The 18,313-nt window shown below is 63.9% G+C and carries 17 protein-coding genes and 1 tRNA gene; 7 read left to right on the top strand and 11 right to left on the bottom strand.

Translation table 11 applies throughout. The features are described from left to right. The first annotated feature begins 1 nt into the window (after position 1). Both MTHMO_RS01200 and MTHMO_RS01195 read left to right on the top strand, forming a co-directional pair. On the top strand, positions 2-1,117 hold the full coding sequence (locus tag MTHMO_RS01200; protein ID WP_202213162.1) for a site-2 protease family protein: 1,116 nt from the start codon (positions 2-4) through the stop codon (positions 1,115-1,117). 35 nt (positions 1,118-1,152) lie between these two features. Further along, positions 1,153-2,373 carry an acetate/propionate family kinase gene (locus MTHMO_RS01195; protein WP_202213161.1) on the top strand — a complete coding sequence of 407 codons (1,221 nt, stop codon included), beginning with the start codon at positions 1,153-1,155 and terminating at the stop codon, positions 2,371-2,373. A 202-nt stretch (positions 2,374-2,575) separates the two neighbouring features. Here the strand turns inward: MTHMO_RS01195 and MTHMO_RS01190 are convergent, their stop codons facing one another. Next, positions 2,576-3,157 (bottom strand): carbonic anhydrase, encoded by a 582-nt coding sequence (locus MTHMO_RS01190; protein ID WP_202213160.1) that lies wholly within the window; start codon positions 3,155-3,157, stop codon positions 2,576-2,578. 144 nt (positions 3,158-3,301) lie between these two features. Between MTHMO_RS01190 and MTHMO_RS01185 the strand changes: the two genes are divergently transcribed. After that, complete coding sequence (locus tag MTHMO_RS01185; RefSeq protein WP_202213159.1) at positions 3,302-4,387, top strand: glycosyltransferase family 4 protein; 1,086 nt, start codon at positions 3,302-3,304, stop codon at positions 4,385-4,387. Here the strand turns inward: MTHMO_RS01185 and MTHMO_RS01180 are convergent. The 3 genes from MTHMO_RS01180 to MTHMO_RS01170 all read right to left on the bottom strand — a co-directional run bounded on the left by MTHMO_RS01180 (position 4,342) and on the right by MTHMO_RS01170 (position 6,065). Beyond that, positions 4,342-5,211 (bottom strand): D-alanyl-D-alanine carboxypeptidase family protein, encoded by an 870-nt coding sequence (locus MTHMO_RS01180; RefSeq protein ID WP_202213158.1) that lies wholly within the window; start codon positions 5,209-5,211, stop codon positions 4,342-4,344. The genes MTHMO_RS01185 and MTHMO_RS01180 overlap by 46 nt on opposite strands. 55 nt (positions 5,212-5,266) lie before the next feature. After that, positions 5,267-5,351, bottom strand: a tRNA-Leu gene (locus tag MTHMO_RS01175). A 282-nt stretch (positions 5,352-5,633) separates the two neighbouring features. Then, a complete protein-coding gene (locus MTHMO_RS01170) occupies positions 5,634-6,065 on the bottom strand; it encodes a hypothetical protein (RefSeq protein ID WP_202213157.1) in 432 nt (143 codons plus the stop codon). A gap of 155 nt (positions 6,066-6,220) precedes the next feature. On the opposite strand from MTHMO_RS01170, the gene MTHMO_RS01165 reads away from it, so the two are divergent. Both MTHMO_RS01165 and MTHMO_RS01160 read left to right on the top strand, forming a co-directional pair. Continuing rightward, entirely contained in the window at positions 6,221-6,994 is a 774-nt protein-coding gene (locus MTHMO_RS01165; RefSeq protein WP_202213156.1) for a hypothetical protein, read from the top strand. A 12-nt stretch (positions 6,995-7,006) separates the two neighbouring features. Next, on the top strand, positions 7,007-7,753 hold the full coding sequence (locus MTHMO_RS01160; RefSeq protein WP_202213155.1) for a hypothetical protein: 747 nt from the start codon (positions 7,007-7,009) through the stop codon (positions 7,751-7,753). A gap of 8 nt (positions 7,754-7,761) precedes the next feature. Here the strand turns inward: MTHMO_RS01160 and MTHMO_RS01155 are convergent, their stop codons facing one another. The 7 genes from MTHMO_RS01155 to trpC all read right to left on the bottom strand — a co-directional run bounded on the left by MTHMO_RS01155 (position 7,762) and on the right by trpC (position 13,609). Beyond that, the gene (locus tag MTHMO_RS01155; RefSeq protein WP_202213154.1) at positions 7,762-8,895 is read right to left on the bottom strand and encodes a 5-(carboxyamino)imidazole ribonucleotide synthase; all 1,134 of its coding nucleotides are present in this window, start codon (positions 8,893-8,895) and stop codon (positions 7,762-7,764) included. Then, entirely contained in the window at positions 8,892-9,347 is a 456-nt protein-coding gene (gene purE / locus MTHMO_RS01150) for a 5-(carboxyamino)imidazole ribonucleotide mutase (RefSeq protein ID WP_202214790.1), read from the bottom strand. The genes MTHMO_RS01155 and purE overlap by 4 nt, the downstream gene beginning before the upstream one ends. A gap of 142 nt (positions 9,348-9,489) precedes the next feature. After that, positions 9,490-10,215 carry a flavoprotein gene (locus tag MTHMO_RS01145; protein WP_237394685.1) on the bottom strand — a complete coding sequence of 242 codons (726 nt, stop codon included), beginning with the start codon at positions 10,213-10,215 and terminating at the stop codon, positions 9,490-9,492. Between the two features lie 10 nt (positions 10,216-10,225). Next, on the bottom strand, positions 10,226-10,867 hold the full coding sequence (gmk, locus tag MTHMO_RS01140; protein ID WP_202213153.1) for a guanylate kinase: 642 nt from the start codon (positions 10,865-10,867) through the stop codon (positions 10,226-10,228). 65 nt (positions 10,868-10,932) lie between these two features. Then, positions 10,933-12,183 (bottom strand): tryptophan synthase subunit beta, encoded by a 1,251-nt coding sequence (gene trpB, locus MTHMO_RS01135; protein WP_202213152.1) that lies wholly within the window; start codon positions 12,181-12,183, stop codon positions 10,933-10,935. Further along, complete coding sequence (locus MTHMO_RS01130) at positions 12,168-12,782, bottom strand: phosphoribosylanthranilate isomerase (protein WP_202213151.1); 615 nt, start codon at positions 12,780-12,782, stop codon at positions 12,168-12,170. Before MTHMO_RS01130 ends, trpB begins: the two co-directional genes overlap by 16 nt. Before the next feature lie 14 nt (positions 12,783-12,796). Beyond that, complete coding sequence (trpC, locus tag MTHMO_RS01125) at positions 12,797-13,609, bottom strand: indole-3-glycerol phosphate synthase TrpC (RefSeq protein ID WP_202213150.1); 813 nt, start codon at positions 13,607-13,609, stop codon at positions 12,797-12,799. A gap of 221 nt (positions 13,610-13,830) precedes the next feature. Between trpC and MTHMO_RS01120 the strand changes: the two genes are divergently transcribed. Together MTHMO_RS01120 and MTHMO_RS01115 are read left to right on the top strand one after the other, a co-directional pair. Further along, complete coding sequence (locus MTHMO_RS01120; RefSeq protein ID WP_202213149.1) at positions 13,831-15,747, top strand: tetratricopeptide repeat protein; 1,917 nt, start codon at positions 13,831-13,833, stop codon at positions 15,745-15,747. 42 nt (positions 15,748-15,789) lie between these two features. Further along, positions 15,790-18,234 carry a cytochrome c3 family protein gene (locus tag MTHMO_RS01115; protein WP_237394684.1) on the top strand — a complete coding sequence of 815 codons (2,445 nt, stop codon included), beginning with the start codon at positions 15,790-15,792 and terminating at the stop codon, positions 18,232-18,234. Positions 18,235-18,313 lie beyond the last annotated feature (79 nt).

Here is an 18,313-nt window from a genome sequence, read left to right as displayed (position 1 = left end):
TATGCGGTGGGCATGGAAAATCGGCGTCGTCCGGGGGATCGGCATCTACGTCCATATCACCCTCCTCCTTCTCGTTCTCTGGGTCGCCGCCGGCGCCTATGCCGCAACCGGGGAATTCTCCGACGTCATTTTCTCCGTGCTTTCCCTCATTCCGCTCTTCGCCATCATCGTCCTCCATGAGCTCGGCCACGCCTTGACCGCCCAGCGGTTCGGGATCCAGACACGCAACATCACGCTCTATCCAATCGGCGGAATCGCCCGTCTGGAACGGATGCCCGAAGACCCCTGGCAAGAGTTCCTGGTGGCTCTGGCCGGCCCCGCCGTCAACCTGGTCCTCGCCGCCGTTCTTTATGTCATCCTTCTCATCGTGGGCAATGTGGAATCATGGACCAACCTTCATTGGATCGGGGGGAACCTGCTCCTCAACCTGTTCTGGATCAACGTAGTGCTGGCCGGATTCAACCTGCTTCCCGCCTTCCCCATGGACGGAGGGCGCGTGCTCCGGGCGCTTTTGGCCTCCCGGATGGACGCGGTTCGTGCGACGCAGATCGCCGCAGCGGTCGGCCAGGGCATGGCGATCTTCTTCGGGTTCTACGGCGTTTTCGGCCACAATCCGTTCCTGCTCTTCATCGCCCTCTTCGTCTGGATGGGGGCGGCCCAGGAAGCGAGCCTCGTCCAGGTAAAATCGGCCCTCAGCGCGATCCCGGTCAGCCACTTGATGATGACCGAGTTCCACATCCTCCGTCCGGAGGACCCGCTCGGGTCCGCGGTGCGCTACCTCCTGGCCGGCTGCCATCTTGACTTCCCCGTGGTCTCCGGCCGAACCGTCGTCGGCATCCTCACCCGGCACAACCTCGTCGAGGGGCTTTCGCGATACGGCGAAGATGTTCCCGTGGCGGAAGTGATGAATCGGGATTTCCTCACGGTGGACGCATCGGAAGTGGCGGAAGTGGCCATCGCCCGCCTCCAGGAGAAAGGACAGCGTTCCGCAATCGTCGCGCGCAATGGGGAGCTCGTGGGCCTCCTGTCGATGGAGCACATCGGGGAATTTCTGTTCATCCACGGGGTTCTCGACCAGCGCAAGCGGCGGACCAGCACCGTCTTGCCGGGTCCCTGACGCGAAGGCCGGCGGGAAGCGACCGGACATACCTCATGGCCGAAGCGGACAAGATCCTCACGATCAACAGCGGCTCCACAAGCCTCAAGTTCGCCCTTTTCGGGATGGCCTCCTCCGAGCAGAGGCTGCTTTCCGGGGAGATCCAGCGCATCGGAGCCGGGGAGGGGCTCTGCGAGGCCAAGGACACGCAGGGAGCCACGATCTGGCAGGAACGCCTCCCTCTCCCCGATCACCGAGCCGCCCTCGGCCGCTTCTTTTCTTGGCTCGGTTCGGTTTATCCTACGGAGGATCTCGATGCGGTCGGCCACCGGCTTGTCCACGGCGGCGCCGTTTTCGGAGCTCCCCACCTCCTCACCTCGCCCGTGCTCCAGAAGCTGCAGGATCTCTGCAGCTTGGCCCCCGAACATCTCCCGCACGAGCTGGAGGCGGTCCGCTCCATCCGGAAGCTCAAGCCCGGTCTCCCCCAGGTGGGCTGTTTCGATACCGCCTTCCACCGATCGATGCCTTTTGCGGCGCGCACCTACGCCCTGCCGCTCTCCCTCCGAAAGGAAGGGTTGGTGCGCTACGGTTTTCATGGGATCTCCTGCGAATATCTGCTTTCCGTCCTGCAAAAGATCCTGCCCCCGGAGCGCGCGCGGGGCCGCATCGTCCTGGCTCACCTCGGCGGCGGCGCGAGCATGACCGCCGTACGCGGCGGGAAGAGCGTCGACACCACCATGGGGTTCACCCCGACCTCGGGCCTCGTGATGGGCACCCGCTGCGGCGACCTCGATCCCGGTGTCGTCCTCTACCTGCTGCGCGAGCGGGGCCTCCGGTTGACCACGGTCGCCAGGCTCCTCTCCGAGGAATCGGGGCTGCTCGCCCTCTCCGAGTCCTCCGGCGACATGCGCGACCTGCTCCGGGCCGAAGCAAGCGACGAGAAGGCCGCCGCGGCCATCGAGGTCTTCTGCTATCAGGCGCGCAAGTTCCTCGGCTCCCTCGTCGCGGCGCTCGGAGGAGTCGATCTCCTGGTCTTCTCCGGCGGCATCGGCGAGCACGCACCCGAAATCCGCCAGAGGATCTGCTCTCCGCTCGGCTTCCTCGGTTTCCAGCTCGATCCCGAGAGGAATCGGAAGAACGAGCCGGTCATTTCTACCGACGAGAGCCCCGCCGAGATCCGGGTCGTTCCGACCGACGAAGAACTCATGATCGCCCGGCAGACCCGCTCTCTCGTCCGTTCCGGCCGTGCTTCGCTCGAGCCGGAAGCCCCCGCTTGAGGCTAGCGGCCATTTCTCACAAGCTTTCTCCTACGGCTTGCAAAACGGGCTCGTCTGCTTCGCTCCCGCTTGGTTTTCCATCCTCGCAGTATGTCTTCATACAGCTCCGGTGGAAAACCTGCGCCCGCCTCGCACCCAAGCCCATCTGCGGCGCCTCGGCTACGAAATTTGTGAGAAATGGCCGCTAGCGGTCCCGATAGGGCTATTTGGCGGCCCCGATGGCGCTCGCCGCCGCAACCGGCTGCAAAACGCCGGAGCGCACGTCGTAGAGAAATCCGTGGATCGGAATCCAAGGGGGAACCAGCGGATGCCGGCGGAGGCGCTGGACGTCGTCCACGACACTCTCCTCCTGGTTGCGAATCGTCAGCCAGTCGATATACTGGGCCTCCGAAGTGCCGGAGCCGGATCCTCGATCGTGCCATCCGTCGCTCTCCAGGACGGCGTGATCGAGGCTTTTCGCCAGCAATCCGCGCATGATCTCGTCGGTAAAGGTCTCCATGCCGCAGTCGGTGTGGTGGATCACGAACCATTCCCGAGTGCCCAGAAGCTTGTAGGAGATCACCAGCGAACGGATCGCGTCGTCGCTCGCCCTCCCGCCCGCATTGCGGATCACATGGGCATCCCCTTCGTTCAAGCCCGCAAACTTTGCTGGGTCCAACCGCGCGTCCATGCACGTCAGGATCGCAAAACGCCGTGCCGGCGGCATCGCGAGATTCTTTTTGTCTCCAAAATTCAGGGCATAGCGCCGATTCGCATCGAGGACCGATTCAAGGATACTGGGCATGCCGGAGAGTAGCCGGCAGGTTTTCACGCTGTCAATGCTTTCATCGCCTCTTTTGGTAATCGGACCGGGCGGGGGGCTGCCGCGGGAGCACGATCTTTCCATCGTCCTTGACTCGGGACGGATGCCCTTCTAGCCTGGCCCGTCGTGCGAATCGCGCAAATTGCACCTCCGGTAGAGCGCGTCCCCCCGGAGGGCTACGGGGGCACGGAGAGGGTAGTCTCCTTTTTGACGGAGGCTCTGGTCGACCTTGGACACGAAGTTACTCTCTTCGCCAGCGGAGACTCCCTCACCCGCGCAAGGCTTCGTTCGGTCTGCCCGCAAAGCCTCCGCAAGATGCCCGACTGCCGGGATTACCTCCCCTATTTCATCCTGGAGATCGATGCGGCGCTCCGGGCGGAAGCCGAGTTCGACGTGCTCCATTTTCACACGGAGTTCCTCCACTTCCCGTTCTTCCGAGGCCGGCCCAACCGCACGGTGACCACCCTCCATCTCCGGCTGGATGCGCCGGAAACGAGCCGGCTCTTCGACGGCTTTCCGGAGATGCCGGTTGTCGCCATCTCCGATGCGCAGCGAAGGTTGGTTCCTCAGGCGCGCTGGATGGGCACCGTCCACCACGGGCTGCCCGAAAAGCTCTACTCCCTCGGCCGCGGAGAAGGAGGATATCTCCTGTTCCTAGGCCGCCTCTCCGTGGAGAAGCGGCCCGACTTGGCGATCGAAATCGCCCGGAGGGCAGGCATCCCGCTGCTCATCGCCGCCAAGGAGGATCCACGCCACGACGCCGAGTACATCGAAACCATCCGCCCCCTGCTCTCCCTTCCCCATGTCCGCTTCCTGGGGGAAGTCCACCAGAGCGAGAAGCAGGCCCTGATCGGAAACGCGGTGGCGCTGATCTCCCCGATTCAATGGCCGGAGCCCTTCGGCCTGTCGACCATCGAAGCGATCGCCTGCGGCACCCCTGTGATCGCCTTTCCCTACGGCGCGCTACCCGAAGTCCTCGAACCGGGAACCACCGGCTTCCTGGTCCGAAACGTGGAGGAAGCCGTCCGGGCTGTGCCTCTTGCGGCGCAGCTGTCCCGGAAGCAGATCCGGCTCTCCTTCGAAAGGCGCTTTACCGCGGAACGAATGGCGAAGGACTATCTGGCGATCTACCAGAGGCTTATCGACGAAGGCGCCGCTTCGCCGCCTCAGGGCGCCCCTTCAACCCCCTCGGCCTTCCCGCCGAAGGCGTAATCGAAGAGAGCCACGGCGTCGGCCCATTTGTTCGGGCTGTCGAGCAGAATCAGGGACACCTTGCGCTCCCCTCGCTGGCAAAAGGCGGCGTAGGTGTGCCGTGCTTCCCGCGTATAGCCGGTCTTGGCCGGCCCCATCCCGGGATAGGGTCCGAGGAGGCGGTTGGTGTTCATCAGGTACTGCACCGCCTTGCCATCGCTTGTCAGGAGTGCGAAGCCGTCGGTCGCGCAGATCGCGCGCAGCTCTTCGACGGCGAGCACGGCCTCGAAAATACGCAGGAGATCGCGGGCACAGGTCAAGTGGCCCGGCTCGCTGATGCCGTTCGGATTGACGAAGTGCGTTCTTTGGCAACCCAAGGCGGCGGCGCGCGCGTTCATGTCGGCGACAAACCCGCCGACCGAGCCCGAAACCGTGCGGGCCAAGGCCAGGGCCGCTTCGTTGCTCGAGCTGATCAAAAGGGCGCGGACAAGATCGGCGGTGGTGAAGCGGTCCCCCGGCAGCAGGCGGACGGTGGGCACTTCCCCGGCTCCCCGCAAATCCTCCGGCCGGATCGTGACCTCTCCGGCCAGGCGAGTCTTCTCATAGACAAGCAAGGCTGTCATCAGCTTGGTCGTGCTTGCGGGTGCGTGAAGCGCGGAGATCTGCCTTCGGAAAAGCGGCTTTTGCGCGCCCTCGTCCCAGAGGAGCGCGGCGCCCGCCTGCACCTGGGCATCCAGACCCGCTTCTCCGCCGTGGAGCGGCGACCCGCAGCAAAGGAGAAGACAGGCCGACAAGAGGCCGACCCGCCTCGCGCTCTTCCGCCAGCCCGCGTTCCCCGATCGCATCGCTTTCCCTCGCTCCTCTCCGGCCGGAACCTCTAGGCGGCGGACGGGAAGAACCTGCCCACGGTGGGACTCGAACCCACACGGGAGTTTCCCCCCACGGGATTTTAAGTCCCGTGTGTCTGCCATTCCACCACGTGGGCCTTCGCCGAACCCGCGATACTCTACCCTGGTGGTGCCGCTTCGGACCAGCGAATTGGCCGCGCCGCCGGGCCGGTGTCTCGAATACGGGGAGATCCTGCCCTAACGGCCATTTCTCACAAGCTTTCTCCAACGGCTTGCAAAACGGGCTCGTCTGCTTCGCTCCCGCTTGGTTTTCCATCCTCGCAGTATGTCTTCATACAGCTCCGGTGGAAAACCTGCGCCCGCCTCGCACCCAAGCCCATTTGCGGCGCCTCGGCTACGAAATTTGTGAGAAATGGCCGCTAAGGCGCCTGTGGACCTTCGATCACCCACCAGTATCGGAATTCACTGAAACGAAGGGTGCCCTGCCTCCGTCCCACCCAAGCGGGGATGTAGGGCTCCTCCTCGCGCTGGACCAGAAGGATGCCATCGCCCCCGTTCTCGGCCGCGATGCGGGCCGCGTGACGACGCGGACGGTTCGTCTCCAAGAGGCCGATGCGCCGAAAGGGCTTGCTGGGAGCCGAGCTCCAGACCGCGATCTTCTTCTTCGCCCTCCCTACCGTGACGGTCAGGTAGTCGTCGGGGGAAAGCTGCCCCGCTTTCCGGAACGAGGAGGGGATAGGCTTTCGAAGGGGATAATAGACGGTCTTGGCCCACACGGACGGTCCGGTCGCAGCTCCGGCCAGAACCAGGGCAACAAAAAAGGACCCATGCGCAAGGACTGATGTTCGCATGGGACTTCCCGCATAAGGCGGAACGAAGCCCTCGTCAATCTTGTTTTCTCGCCATGGCTCTTTTTTTTCGGCCATGGGTGCGCGGGAGAGCCGCAAGCCGCGTCATTGACGCCGCAGCCTTCGGCTTCGTAGCCTCGGGCCGGAGCCCGCAATCCATGGAGCGGATCCCCGATTTGCTCTTTTTGGCCACCGCCGCCCTCATCGAGCTCGCACGGCGGGCGCCGGCCGCCTTCCTGGGCGTCCTCGGGTCCGCTTTTCTCGGCGGGGCTCTTTCCTGGGCTCTGCTCGCCCATTCTACGCTGCTCTGGAACAAGCAGTTCCTGAAGAAAGCCCGCAGGCATCCTCTCTGCGTTCTTGCTGGGCTTGCGACTTTCCTCGTCCTGCTGCCCGCATCGGGCTTGTCGACAGCCCGTCCATTTCTCAAATCTTCGATCCGCACTTGGGCTCGCCGGGTCTTAGCGGAAGCCCGGTGGAAGGAGCTCGCGTTCGCTCAAGCCAGGGAAGCGATGCGCCGGAACGGGCTGCCCCCTCCCCCGCCGGAAGCCGGATGCCTGCCGCTTTTGACATCCCCAGCCCGGGAGGCCGCGGCGGCCGCCTACTCCGCCGCCGCGCTGGCAAGCTTTGCCCGAGCCCGCCGGGCGACGGCCTGCCTCCTCCGCCACTGCGCGGCACCCGCGGCGCTAGCGCTCTCCTCGGATATGCGATCGTTCTTCACCCGCTCTCCGGGGCTCTATCCGGAGGAGCGGCTCGAAGAGGTGCTCGCCGAATGCTGGGCGGCGGAAGCCGATCGGAGCAGCCGGAAGGTTGCGCGGCGTATGGGGTTCCTCGCCTTCCTTCTTCTCCTAAGCCTTCACCTGGCCGCATTCGGGATCGTCGGATACGCCGGCTACCACGAGATCGGCGCACGCGGCGGCCGGAAAAGCGGGTAATGGAGAGAAGCCGTGGCCGCTGCGAAATCGCTCGCCGGAAAAGCCGCCGGCCTCGTTTATCTTGCCGGCTGCCTGTTATTCTCCGCCGGTGCGGACCCTCTGCCGGTCCGGCTCCTTTCCGACACGGTCTACGCGCAGCTCGTTCCCCGGAGATCGGCCTCCTTCTCTTCGCAGCTCGCCCCGTGCGTTCGATACCACGAGGAAGTCGTCTTGGAGAACGGGGATAAAGATATCCGCCTCCGCTTCTATTCGGAGGAGGACCCGGCAAGCCCGCCGGCCGCCTTTCGCGCCTGGGTAGGCCAAACGCAGGTTCGGCCGGTTCGGGAAACGGCGCCGGAGGAGCTGCTCCTGCTCGGAGAAAAGAGCGGATGCCCGGTTCGTTATGCCTGGACGATGCCCTTAGCCTTCGCCGCACGCGAAAGGAAGCGGATCCGGATCGAGGCCGAATATCCCGTGCAACCGGTTCCGGACCGCCCGGACCGCGACCGTTTCGAAACCTACTTCTCCTGCTGGGGTTGGCGGCCCGCCGCCGCCGACCTCCTTTTTCATTTCGACCTGGCGCCGATGACGGCGACGATCCCCTGCCTCGGCCGCGCTCCCGCACCCGCCCTCGGCCCCTGGCTCTTTTCCGCTTGGTGCACCATCCGGCCGGCCGGGTACGAGTCAAGAGGCTTTGCTATCGATTGGCGTTTTCCGGAAGCCCAAGGGCGGGACCGGTGCACCAAGATCTACGTGGAATGGCCCGCCTGGTATCGGTAGCGGCTTCCTTACCGCCGAAGGACCGCGAGGGCCCGCCGGTCGAGCGCGCATGCTTCGGCCATCGACGCCGCTACCACCGCGTAGTGGCCCATCTTCCGCTTCGGCGCCGGGCGGCTTTTCCCGTAAAGATGGAGCCGCAGGCCCGGCAGCGACAGGAGCGCGGCCCAATCCGGCTCTCCTTGGGACCAGGCATCGCCGAGAATATTGCGGACCAGGATGGGCCCCCGCAAGGAGACGTCGCCCAGGGGCAGCCCCGCGACCGCCCGGAGCTGCTGCTCGAATTGGCTCGTCCGGCAGCCGTCCAGGGTAAAGTGTCCGGAGTTGTGCGGCCGGGGGGCCAATTCATTCACAAGCAGACCGCCCCCTTCATCGAGGAAAAACTCGACGGCCAGCACGCCGACCAGACGCAGCGCCGAAGCGATCGCAACGGCCATTTCCTTCGCGGCCGCTTCGATGCGTTTCCCCAGCCCGGACGGGGTCAGAGAGTAATCAAAGATGCCTTCCCGATGGAAGTTCCGCGAAATCGGAAAAACCGCGAGGTCGCCTGCCGCGGACCGTCCGACGATCGCGGAAAGCTCCGCTTCGAGCCGCACCTCTTTTTCCAGGATCGCCGGAGCGCCTCCTAGTCTTCGCCACGCCGGCTCAAGATCCGCCGGCGTCCGGACCTCAGCCTGTCCCCTTCCGTCGTATCCCAACCGCGCGGTCTTGAACAAGGCGGGGGTCCCGACGATCCCAAGAGCTTTCTCCAGATCGTCCGCGCTCTCCACACGGGCGAAAGCGGCTACCGGGCAGCGCTGCCGGACCAAGAAATCCTTTTCCAGGAAGCGATCCTGACAGATCCGCAGAATCTCGGGCGAAGGGGAAACCGGCTTTCGCTCTTCGAGAAAGGTCAGGCTTTCCGCCGGGATGTTCTCAAACTCGTAGGTGATGACGTCCGCGGCCCGGGCGAATTCCTCGAGCGCCTCCCGATCGGAGAAAGGGCGGCACCAATGGCGATCCGCCAGAGCGGCGGCGGGGCTGTCGGGAGCGGGGTCGAACACTTGGACGCGATAGCCCATCCTCCTGGCTTCCGCCGCCAGCATGCGCCCGAGCTGGCCGCCGCCCACAATCCCGACGGAGGAGCCGGGAAGCTTGGGAGTCATAAGCTCTGGTCGAGGACCCGCTGCGTCTGCGCGTTGCGGAAGTCGCGCAAGCGTCCCGCAAGCTCCGGATCGCGCAAGCTGAGAATGGCGACGGCAAGCAAGGCGGCATTTCGGGCGCCGGCTTCGCCAATGGCCAGGCAGCCCACGGGCACTCCATAGGGCATCTGGACGATCGACAAGAGGGAGTCCACTCCCCGCAGCGTCGGTGTCTCGACCGGCACCCCGAGCACCGGCAGCGGCGTATAGGCCGCCAGCATGCCGGGCAGATGGGCCGCCCCTCCCGCTCCCGCGATCAGCACCCGGATCCCCCGGTCGGCCGCCGATAGCGCGTATTGGCGCAGCTTCTCCGGGGTGCGATGGGCGGAGACGATCGCCTTCTCATGGGGCACGGCGAACTGCTGCAAGACCTCCGACGCTCCCTGCATGACCTGCCAGTCCGATCGGCTCCCCATCAGGATCGCCACGACCGGGCTTTCTTCCGTCCACAGCTCTTCACTCACGATCGATAGCTCCGCTCCGAACTCCGCTTTTCCCCACCGGGAAAAGGCCTCCTCTTTTGCGTCAAAGGCCGAGCAGCAGCCGAGCCGCTCCTTCCTACTTCTTCTTTGCGGAGCCGCCCTTCTCCTTCCTGCTGTTCTCCTCTTCCTTCTTGACCGCTGGTTTCTTGGCGGCTTTCTTCTGCTTCGGCATCCCGCTCACCCCCTTTCCGTACTCGTCGCGCAACGAAAACGACTGTCGTCGCTGCGCGGCAAGTTCTTCCTCCAAGGATCTCGCCACGTTCCCCGAGGGAGAGGCGGGAGCCAACAGCTCCTCGATCGCGGCCTGAAGCCGGTCGACAGGCCAGAGTCGCCCCGGACCCTCGATTCCGCACGAGAGCAGGCCCGATTCCGGGCCGAGGAAATGCACGCCCCGTCTTCGGAGCAGAACGACGTTGCGGCGAACCGCCGGGTGTTCCCACATTCGCGCATTCATCGCGGGGGCCAGCAAGACCGGTGCGGCGGAAGCCAGGAGCACGGCGGAGAGGAGATCGGAAGCCAAACCGCCTGCATAGCGACCGATCAGATCCGCGGTCGCGGGAGCGACGACCACGAGCCGCGCCCGCTCCCCCAGCTCGACGTGGATAGCCCGCCCGCCGAGCGTCCCGGGGCTCTCGTCGGTGTAGGCGGGGCGATGGGTCACCGCTTCGAAGGACAACGGCCGGACGAACTGGAGAGCCGCCTCGGTCAACACGACGTCGACGCGGTATCCGCCCTGTGTCAACCGGCTGGCCAGATCGATCGCACGAAAGGCGGCGACCGACCCGGTCACCCCGAGAAGCACGGTAGGTCCCTCAGCCTCCATCATACAAAGTCAGCCTGCGGCTCAGGTATCGCTCGGCACGCATGATTGCGCGGAACTTCGTCAGGTCCTCCTCCATGGAGCCGGAAAGGATGGTGTATTTGAACTCCTTCCATGCCTTCATCTCTTCCCGGCCGCGCTCCAGCCTGCGCGCAATCTCTTTTTCGTCCTCCGTTCCCCGCTTCCTCAGCCTCCGCTCCAGCTCGGCGAGGGTCGGAGGCATGATGAAGACGTCGACAAGAGCCGATTTCAGCCGCGCATCTTCCTGGTTGCGAATGTTCTTCGCCCCCTGAACATCGATGTCCAGCAAGACATCCGTCCCCTTGGACAGCGCCTCAAGCGCCGTCCGCCGCAAGGTCCCATACCAGCAGCCGTGCACCTTGGCATATTCGAGGAATTCTCCCGCCGCGACCTTTTCGAAAAACTGCTTCTCGTCGAGAAAAAAGTAGTCTTCGCCGTCGACTTCCCCCGGTCGGGGCTTCCGGGTCGTGCAGGAAATCGAAAAGATGAAGTCGGGCGTCCGGCGCAAATTTTCGCAAAGCGTGCTCTTCCCCGTCCCGGAAGGGGCCGAGATCACAAACAGAATCCCTTCCCGGCGAAAGGTGGTCGCTTTCTCTCCCGTTGCAAATGGCACAGTTTCCTATCCTTCTTTTCCCATCGCCCGCGGAAGGGTCAAGCTTCTCTGCCAGCTAGATCTTTTCAAGACGAAGCATTTCCCCTGCCCCCGCAGGCCGAGCTCCGACCGTTCTCCGGTCCGTTCGCCATGCGGACCACCTGCTCGACGTCCTTGTCGCCCCGGCCGGAGAGATTGACCAGGAGCACCCTATCGGACGGAAGCTCCCGGGCCAAGCGGACGGCGTAAGCGAGGGCATGCGCGCTCTCGAGCGCCGGAACTATGCCTTCCGTCCGGGCCAGCAGGTAGAACGCATCCAGAGCCTCCCGATCCCCGGCGGCCGTGTACTCGGCCCTTCCGATTTCCCGCAGGTACGCATGCTCGGGGCCGACCGCCGCGTAGTCCAGCCCGGCCGATATCGAGTGAGTCGACGCGATCTGCCCGTCGTCATCCTGCAGCACGTAGGTCCTCGTTCCGTGCAAGACCCCCACGCCCCCGCCCGCGAAACGGGCGGCGTGATCTCCCAGCCCCGGGCCCCGGCCGCCGGCCTCGACCCCGATCAGCCGAACCTGCGGATCGCCGAGGAATCCGTAAAAGATGCCGATCGCATTGCTTCCTCCCCCCACGCAAGCCACTACGGCCTCCGGAAGCCTTCCCGCACTTTCGAGAACCTGCCTCCGCGCCTCCCGGCCGATAACGCTTTGAAAGTCACGAACCAACGTCGGAAACGGATGGGGTCCCAGCGCCGAGCCGAGGATGTAATGGGTCGAACGCACCGTCGCGGCCCAATCACGCATCGCCGCATTGACCGCTTCCTTGAGCGTGCGCTGGCCGCTGCGCACGGCCAGGACCTCCGCCCCGAGAATCCTCATGCGGGCAACGTTCAAGGCTTGGCGCTCCATGTCCACTTCGCCCATGTAAATAGTGCAGGCAAGCCCGAAGCGCGCGCAGACCGTCGCCGTAGCCACCCCGTGCTGACCGGCACCGGTCTCGGCGATAATCCGCCGCTTGCGCATCCGCAAGGCCAGCAAGGCTTGGCCGAGCGTGTTGTTGATCTTGTGCGCTCCGGTATGGAGAAGGTCTTCCCGCTTGAGATAGATGCGGGCTCCGCCCAGGCTTTCCGAAAGACGTTCGGCATACGTGAGCGGGGTAGGCCTGCCCGCATACGTCCGGAGCAGGTGCTCCAGCTCCTGCCGGAAGACCGGATCCTCCTTGGCGCCACGATAGACCTCTTCGAGCTCCGCCAGAGCCGCCACCAGCGACTCCGGCGCGAACCTCCCCCCGTAAGGACCGAAACGGCCTGCGAGATCCGGCAGCCCGGCTAGAGATCCTTGCATCTCCGTACAAACTCCCATACACGCTTCGGGTCCTTTTTGCCAGGAGCAAGCTCGACCCCGCTTGCCACGTCGACGCCGAACGGTGCGGTCTGCTCGATCGCTTCCCGGACATTCTCCGGAGTCAACCCTCCCGATAGGATATAGGGCTGGCGGAGCCCGCCCGCAAATTTCCGGACAAGCGACCAATCGAGCGTCCTGCCGCTTCCGCCCCAAGACGAAGACGGACTATCCAGAAGCAGGGCCGCGCAGGGAAAGGAAAATTCCGGAACGGTCGGCCAAGGAGGACGGAGAGCCTTGATGATGACGCGGGGCCGAAGAGAAGCGCAGAATTCCGGGCTTTCGGTCCCGTGGAGCTGCCAAGAGCTGAAGCCGGCCATCGACTCGATCCGCTCGATTTCCCCCCGATCGGGATTCACGAGCACCGCCACCCGTTCCACAAAGGGAGGAAGAGCCTCGAGGATTTCCGCGGCGTCTTCCGGCTTCACGTAGCGCGGGCTGCCCGGATAGAGGATAAATCCGAGGGCGTCCGCTCCCGCATCGAGCGCCATGCGAGCATCCGCCAGAGAGGTGATCCCGCAAATTTTGACCCGAACCGGCATAGAACCCCATCTCTCTACGCCAAAGGCCGCCTTCTCGCCCGCACGCCCGCCGACCGGCGGAATTCCGCCAATTTGGCTTTCGGATCCGCAGATCGCATCAGAGCCTCCCCGACGAGAATCGCATCGATGCCCAGAGACCGGAGATGCTCCGCCTGGGTCCCGGAAACGATCCCGCTCTCGCTGACCGCCACGCGATCCTCCGGAATGGCTCCCGCAAGCCGCTCCGAGGTCTTCAGGTCGATCGAAAAGGTGCGAAGATCACGGTTATTGATGCCGATCAGCGTTGCTCCGACCCCGAGCGCCTGGTCGAGTTCGGCCGGATCATGCACCTCGACCAGGGCTTCGAGGCCCAAATCGAGCGCGAGCGCATGCAGCCGGCGCAGCTCCGGAGTCGACAGGGCGGCCACGATCAACAGCACGGCATCCGCGCCCAGCAGCACACTCTGATAGAGTTGCACCTCCGAAAGCACGAAGTCCTTGCGCAGCAGCGGGAGATCGACCGCCTGCCGTATCCGGCGCAGGTCTTCGGCGCAGCCCGAAAAGAAAGGCCCGTCGGTCAAGACGCTGATCGCGTCCGCGCCCGCCTCGGCGTAAAGGAGCGCCTGCCGGACCGGATCACAATCGGGCGCAATCGGCCCCGCCGAAGGAGAAGCCCGCTTCACCTCGGCGAGCACACCGATGCGCTCCTGCTTCTTGAGAGCGCGGGCCATCGAGCGGAAGCCGCGTTTTGCCGCGAGCGCCTCTTTTCGCCATTGATCGCAGGCCGAGCCGAAATGGGCAATTTCCTCCCTTTTGCTTCGGAGAATCTGCTCCAACCGGTTTTCCATGCTTCTGAGCCTTTCCGCTTTCGGAACTCGGACCGGGCTCCGCCCCCCCTCCGGCTCCTCCCGCGCACTATGGCGGTCGGAAGGTTCCGGAGCAAGGCGTTCGTCGGGCGACCCGGCCGCATCCCCCCCGGAACGCCCCCTTGCCCATAAGTTTCACGCAAATAGGCTATTAAGAAAGGCTATTGACTTATGACGCGTCCAAGAGACAAAATCCTGGGCTCATGCACCTCTTTCTGCGAGGTGGCCTCGCTTGCCTGCTCCTGGCGATCGCCTGCCCGGCCCGGGCGGCCTACCCGCCGCAAGATCAGTTCCTCCAAGCCTATCTAAGCCTGCAAGAGGCGGAGCAGCTCGAAAAGAAGGGGGATAAGGCCTCCGCGCGCCAGAAGTATTTGGAGGTGGAGAGAAAGCTCGAGCTTCTCAAGAAAAACAATCCGGACTGGGAGCCATCGATCGTCGCATTCCGGCTTCGCTACGTTCGCGGCAAGATCGCGCTCTGCGACGGTGCCTCGCAGAAAGGTGCCGCCGGTTCGGAACCCGGCCGGCTGGCGGAGGCCGCCGCGGCCTCCTCGGCTCCGGAACGGGAAGCGGCAGGAGATCCTCGAGGCGGTCAGGCTCCCTCCGCGGGCGGCTACGCCGCCTCCGGCCCAGGGGCCGACAACCGGCAGCTGCTGCTCCTGCGTAGCCGGATCGCCCAGCTCGAAAGCGAGCTGACGTCGACCAAATCCAAGCTGCAGGCGGCCGTTGCGGAAGCGAACTCCCTTCGCGAGCGGCTCCAGAACGCACGCAAGGAGCTGGCCATCGCCCAGTCTTCCAACGTCGAGGAGAGGATCACCGCAGTCCTCCAGGAAAATAATGCGCTCAAAGCACAACTCGCGCAGGCGGAGGGAAAGATCCGTGCCCTGCAGACCGGCGAGAACGAGAGCGCGGTAGTCGCCATCCGGGATCAGCTCAAAGGCGTCCAGGAACAGCTGGCCGTCCTCGAGCGGGAAAACCAAATTTTCCGATCGACGGCGACCTCGTTGAAATCCCAGCTGGAAACGGCGCAGCAGCGGCTAGCCGAATCGGCACGACAATTTTTAGCCTCATCGGGAAACGAGCAGCTCAAAAAGGAGAACGAGATCCTCCGCGGGATCATCAACCGCCAGCTCCAGGAGCAGGCACGGCGCGAGATGGCCAAGAAGCTCCTCACCGAGGAGCTTCAATCCCTCAAGGTCGACTCCCAGTTCGTGCAAAGGCAGCTGGAGATTCTCTCCTCCCCGCTGGTCTCGCTGACTCCGGAGGAGCTCGCCCTCCTCAAAGGCCCGCAAGCACCTCCTCTCGACCATCCGGACAAGCAAGCGTTCGTCGCCGTCCTGAAGCAAAAAGCCAAGGAGATGGGCATCCTCCCCCAGGCCTCCGATTCGACGCCTCCGAATCCCCCCGCCCCGGCACCGGATACGGTAGCCGGCTCCTCCGACAACCGTCCGCCCGGACAACTCGTCACCATGGAGGAAAAACCGCCGGCTCGGGCGTCCGGAGAAGCCGGGCAGCAACCCGCCCCGGCTTCCGAGCCTGCCTCCGAAGGCAGCAGCGCCTCCTCCCTCTCTCCTGAGATTCGGCAACTGGCCGAAAAGGCCGCCATCTACTTCAATTCCCAGCAGCATGAGGAGGCCGCCAAAGTCTACGATCAGATTCTCCAAAAGGACCCGGGGAATGTCTTTGCCTGGGCCAATCTCGGCGTGGTCCGGTTTCAGCAGAGCCGGTACGAGGATGCGGAGAAGGCCCTGCAGCAAGCGATCAAGCTCAACCCGAACGACGCCTTCTCCCACTCGGTTCTCGGGATCGTCTATTACCAGCAGGGCCGTTACGACAACGCGATCACCATGCTCACCCGATCGATCGTCCTCGACCCGAACGATCCCCGCACCCGTAACTACCTGGGGATCGCCTGCGCGAAGAAAGGATGGCAGGAAGCGGCGGAAAAGGAGCTCCGGCGCGCGCTCGAGCTGAATCCGAACTACGCGGACGCGCACTTCAATCTCGCGGTCATCTACGCCACGCAGAAGCCGCCCGCCAAGGAGCTGGCCAAGCGCCACTACCAGGATGCCCTGAGCCTCGGCCTTCCCAAGGACGCGGGCTTGGAAAAGTTCCTCGAATAGCTATTGACATAACAACCCTTTTGCAGTAATTGCCCATATTCGGTGCGCTTGCTGCAAGAGCCCTTCAGGCATCCCTTGGGTTCGAGCCGGCCGATGATCGGCGGCTGGTTGGCTTTGGCGTTGCTAGGGTCCGCATTCGGCTCGCCCGCCCGCGCCGACGTAGCCGACTACGATCCGAACCCGCCCTTCCGCCTCGACCGCCTCAAGCCGGTCGAGATCCGGGATGAGATCACCCATCTGACCCTCAAGGCGTACCAGCCCAAAAACCCGTACAACATCCTCATCAACTACGAGCTGGGGATGCACTGCGTGGGCTTCGACATCTCCTACTGCTGCGTCATCCCCCCGTACAATTCTTTTCAAGCCCAGGCGGTCGAATCCGGCCGGAACGGCAAGCGGCCGAAGCTCCTTTCCCCCGACGACCAGGTCCAGCTCTATTATTTCCTGCGGGACAACAGCTACTCGGAAGGCAACAAGATGAAGTACTGGTCGGTCCTCAAGGACGTGAACGGCAACGGCACCATGTCCGATCCGGGCGACAACATGGCCAACTACGTCTGGGAGCATATCTTCATCTACAAGGATCTGGAAGGGACGCTCCCGAAGGACTGGTCGATCGAAAAGCGAATCCACATCGGCAAGGACCTTGAGATCCCCATCGACGCGGGCCCCTCGGGCAAGCCGCTGGCGGGAGGATATCTCGACTACGCCGGAGACCAAGGCGGCGACATCGTCTTTACCGATTCCTTGATCCCGGACGTGAAGAACGTCCGCTTGACGCTGACGGCGGCCAACGTCTGGGACGCCCTCGGCCTTCCCTTGACCGCGTTCTACGACTCGACCAGGAAAGGCACGATCCGGACCGTCACGAACCGGGATTTTCAACCTTACCAATATTCGACGGTTCAGCTGCGGGACAAGCAAGGCAAGCCGATTCTGGCCGACGGGAAGCCGGTCGAGTTCTTCGGCACCAACCCGGTCGACATTCCCAACTGCGTTCTCTGCCACTCCGCCGAAGGTAGGGCGGCGAAGCTGTCGAAGCAGGCGGGAATGACGCTGTTCGAGAAGGAATACGATTACTGGAAAAAGAACTATCCCGACGAGTCCGACTATATGGCCCGGCTCTCGTCCTCCTCCATCAACCTGCTCGAGATCCACGACAAGATGTTCCAGACGCAATTTCTCAAGGAGTACGATCCGAAGGCGTCCTCGAACCGACTCGGCAGCGTCGGTTCCGTCAACTGCGCCGACTGTCATGGAGACAACATTTCCGGCAACCTCCAGGAGCCGCGCCCGGGAGCGACGGGATATCCCACCACCAAAGCAAAGCCGCTTGCCCAGGCGATTCACGCCACACACGCCGCCTTTTTGGCCGATATGAACGACAAGGCGGGGAGAACGGTTTCCTGCCAGGCTTGCCACCCGACCCACTGGCAGAATCCGAAGCAGAACGACTTCGAGACGAACCCGTTTCAGATCACCGACTCCTACGGCAACAACAAGTTCGCTCAATCCGATCAGAGGATCGCCGGCGGCGGCTGCTACTTGCGGAGGGATGCGCATAGCAACCCGGATGTAAAGCCGCCGTTCTTCCTCAACCCCTTGGGCAAATGGTATCTCGAGAACGTGAGCCTGCGGGACGAGAACGACCGGCCGCTGCCCAAGCCGAGGGGCCTTACCTGCACCGACTGCCACAACCAGCTCTCGGTGGAGCTCTACCAGCGAGACGACCTCGACGACGTCGTCAGTCAAAAGGGAAAGACCTTGCGGAACAAGAGCGTGGAGGAGATCCGGAACGAGGTGGCGCGCGGAGAGGTCGAACGCTTTCTCGAGATGGCCGATCCCCGGGTCCGGGACGGCAACAACCCGGTCTACGCCTATTACGCCGATCATAAGGGTGCGACCCTCGTCAAGGCCGCAAAGGACAAAGAAGGCAAGCTCAAGCTTTTGCCCTGGAATGCGAGCGAAGGGGAGCCGGTTTCCTATGACAGCGCTTCGGGCGGAAGCGACTGGTGGGTATCGGCAGGCGAACCCAAGTGCGCCACCTGCCATGCGGCCCCCTTCGTGGAAAGCGAAGGGGGGAAGTACTTCCCGATCGACCAGCCCCGCAAGTACGCCCTCTACCGGTACTCGAAAGCCCACGGCGCGCTTTCCTGCCAGTCGTGCCATGAGTCGATCCACGGCCTCTACCCGGTCCGCTTCGAAGGAGAGGAGAACACGGTCGACCTGACCACCCATCAAGCCGCCTTGCAATATTCCCCCGACGGCCGGTATGCCGGGCCCGTCAGCTGCGCCGCCTGCCACACGGTCAACCAAAAGGGGGTGCCGACCCTGCTGGCGGGGACCAAGTATGCCGACGACTACTGGGCCTCGGTCGTCCTCCTGCACTTCATGCGCGAGGGAGACGAGAAGCTGCCGATACAGGAGCTTGTGCGCAAGTATCCTTACCAAGACTCCCGGAAAGTCGTTCTGCAAAGCTGGAAGTAGCGCAACCGGCGCGGAGCCCGTTCCCGAGCCTCCGGTTCACTTTTCTCGGCTTCGCGGGGATTGCCGCCGTGCTATGGTG

This window comes from Methylacidimicrobium sp. AP8 (assembly GCF_903064525.1).
Classification (GTDB): Bacteria; Verrucomicrobiota; Verrucomicrobiia; order Methylacidiphilales; family Methylacidiphilaceae; genus Methylacidimicrobium.
Note: the sequence above shows the minus strand (reverse complement) of the source record. Positions and strands in the feature narration are given on the sequence as shown.

Coding starts and splice junctions, on each gene's coding strand:
- MTHMO_RS01200 (WP_202213162.1), top strand. CDS start 2: ATGCGGTGGGCATGGAAAATCGGCGTCGTCCGGGGGATCGGCATCTAC.
- MTHMO_RS01195 (WP_202213161.1), top strand. CDS start 1,153: ATGGCCGAAGCGGACAAGATCCTCACGATCAACAGCGGCTCCACAAGC.
- MTHMO_RS01190 (WP_202213160.1), bottom strand. CDS start 3,157: ATGCCCAGTATCCTTGAATCGGTCCTCGATGCGAATCGGCGCTATGCC.
- MTHMO_RS01180 (WP_202213158.1), bottom strand. CDS start 5,211: ATGCGATCGGGGAACGCGGGCTGGCGGAAGAGCGCGAGGCGGGTCGGC.
- MTHMO_RS01170 (WP_202213157.1), bottom strand. CDS start 6,065: ATGCGAACATCAGTCCTTGCGCATGGGTCCTTTTTTGTTGCCCTGGTT.
- MTHMO_RS01165 (WP_202213156.1), top strand. CDS start 6,221: ATGGAGCGGATCCCCGATTTGCTCTTTTTGGCCACCGCCGCCCTCATC.
- MTHMO_RS01155 (WP_202213154.1), bottom strand. CDS start 8,895: ATGACTCCCAAGCTTCCCGGCTCCTCCGTCGGGATTGTGGGCGGCGGC.
- purE (WP_202214790.1), bottom strand. CDS start 9,347: ATGGGGAGCCGATCGGACTGGCAGGTCATGCAGGGAGCGTCGGAGGTC.
- trpB (WP_202213152.1), bottom strand. CDS start 12,183: ATGCAAGGATCTCTAGCCGGGCTGCCGGATCTCGCAGGCCGTTTCGGT.
- MTHMO_RS01130 (WP_202213151.1), bottom strand. CDS start 12,782: ATGCCGGTTCGGGTCAAAATTTGCGGGATCACCTCTCTGGCGGATGCT.
- trpC (WP_202213150.1), bottom strand. CDS start 13,609: ATGGAAAACCGGTTGGAGCAGATTCTCCGAAGCAAAAGGGAGGAAATT.
- MTHMO_RS01120 (WP_202213149.1), top strand. CDS start 13,831: ATGCACCTCTTTCTGCGAGGTGGCCTCGCTTGCCTGCTCCTGGCGATC.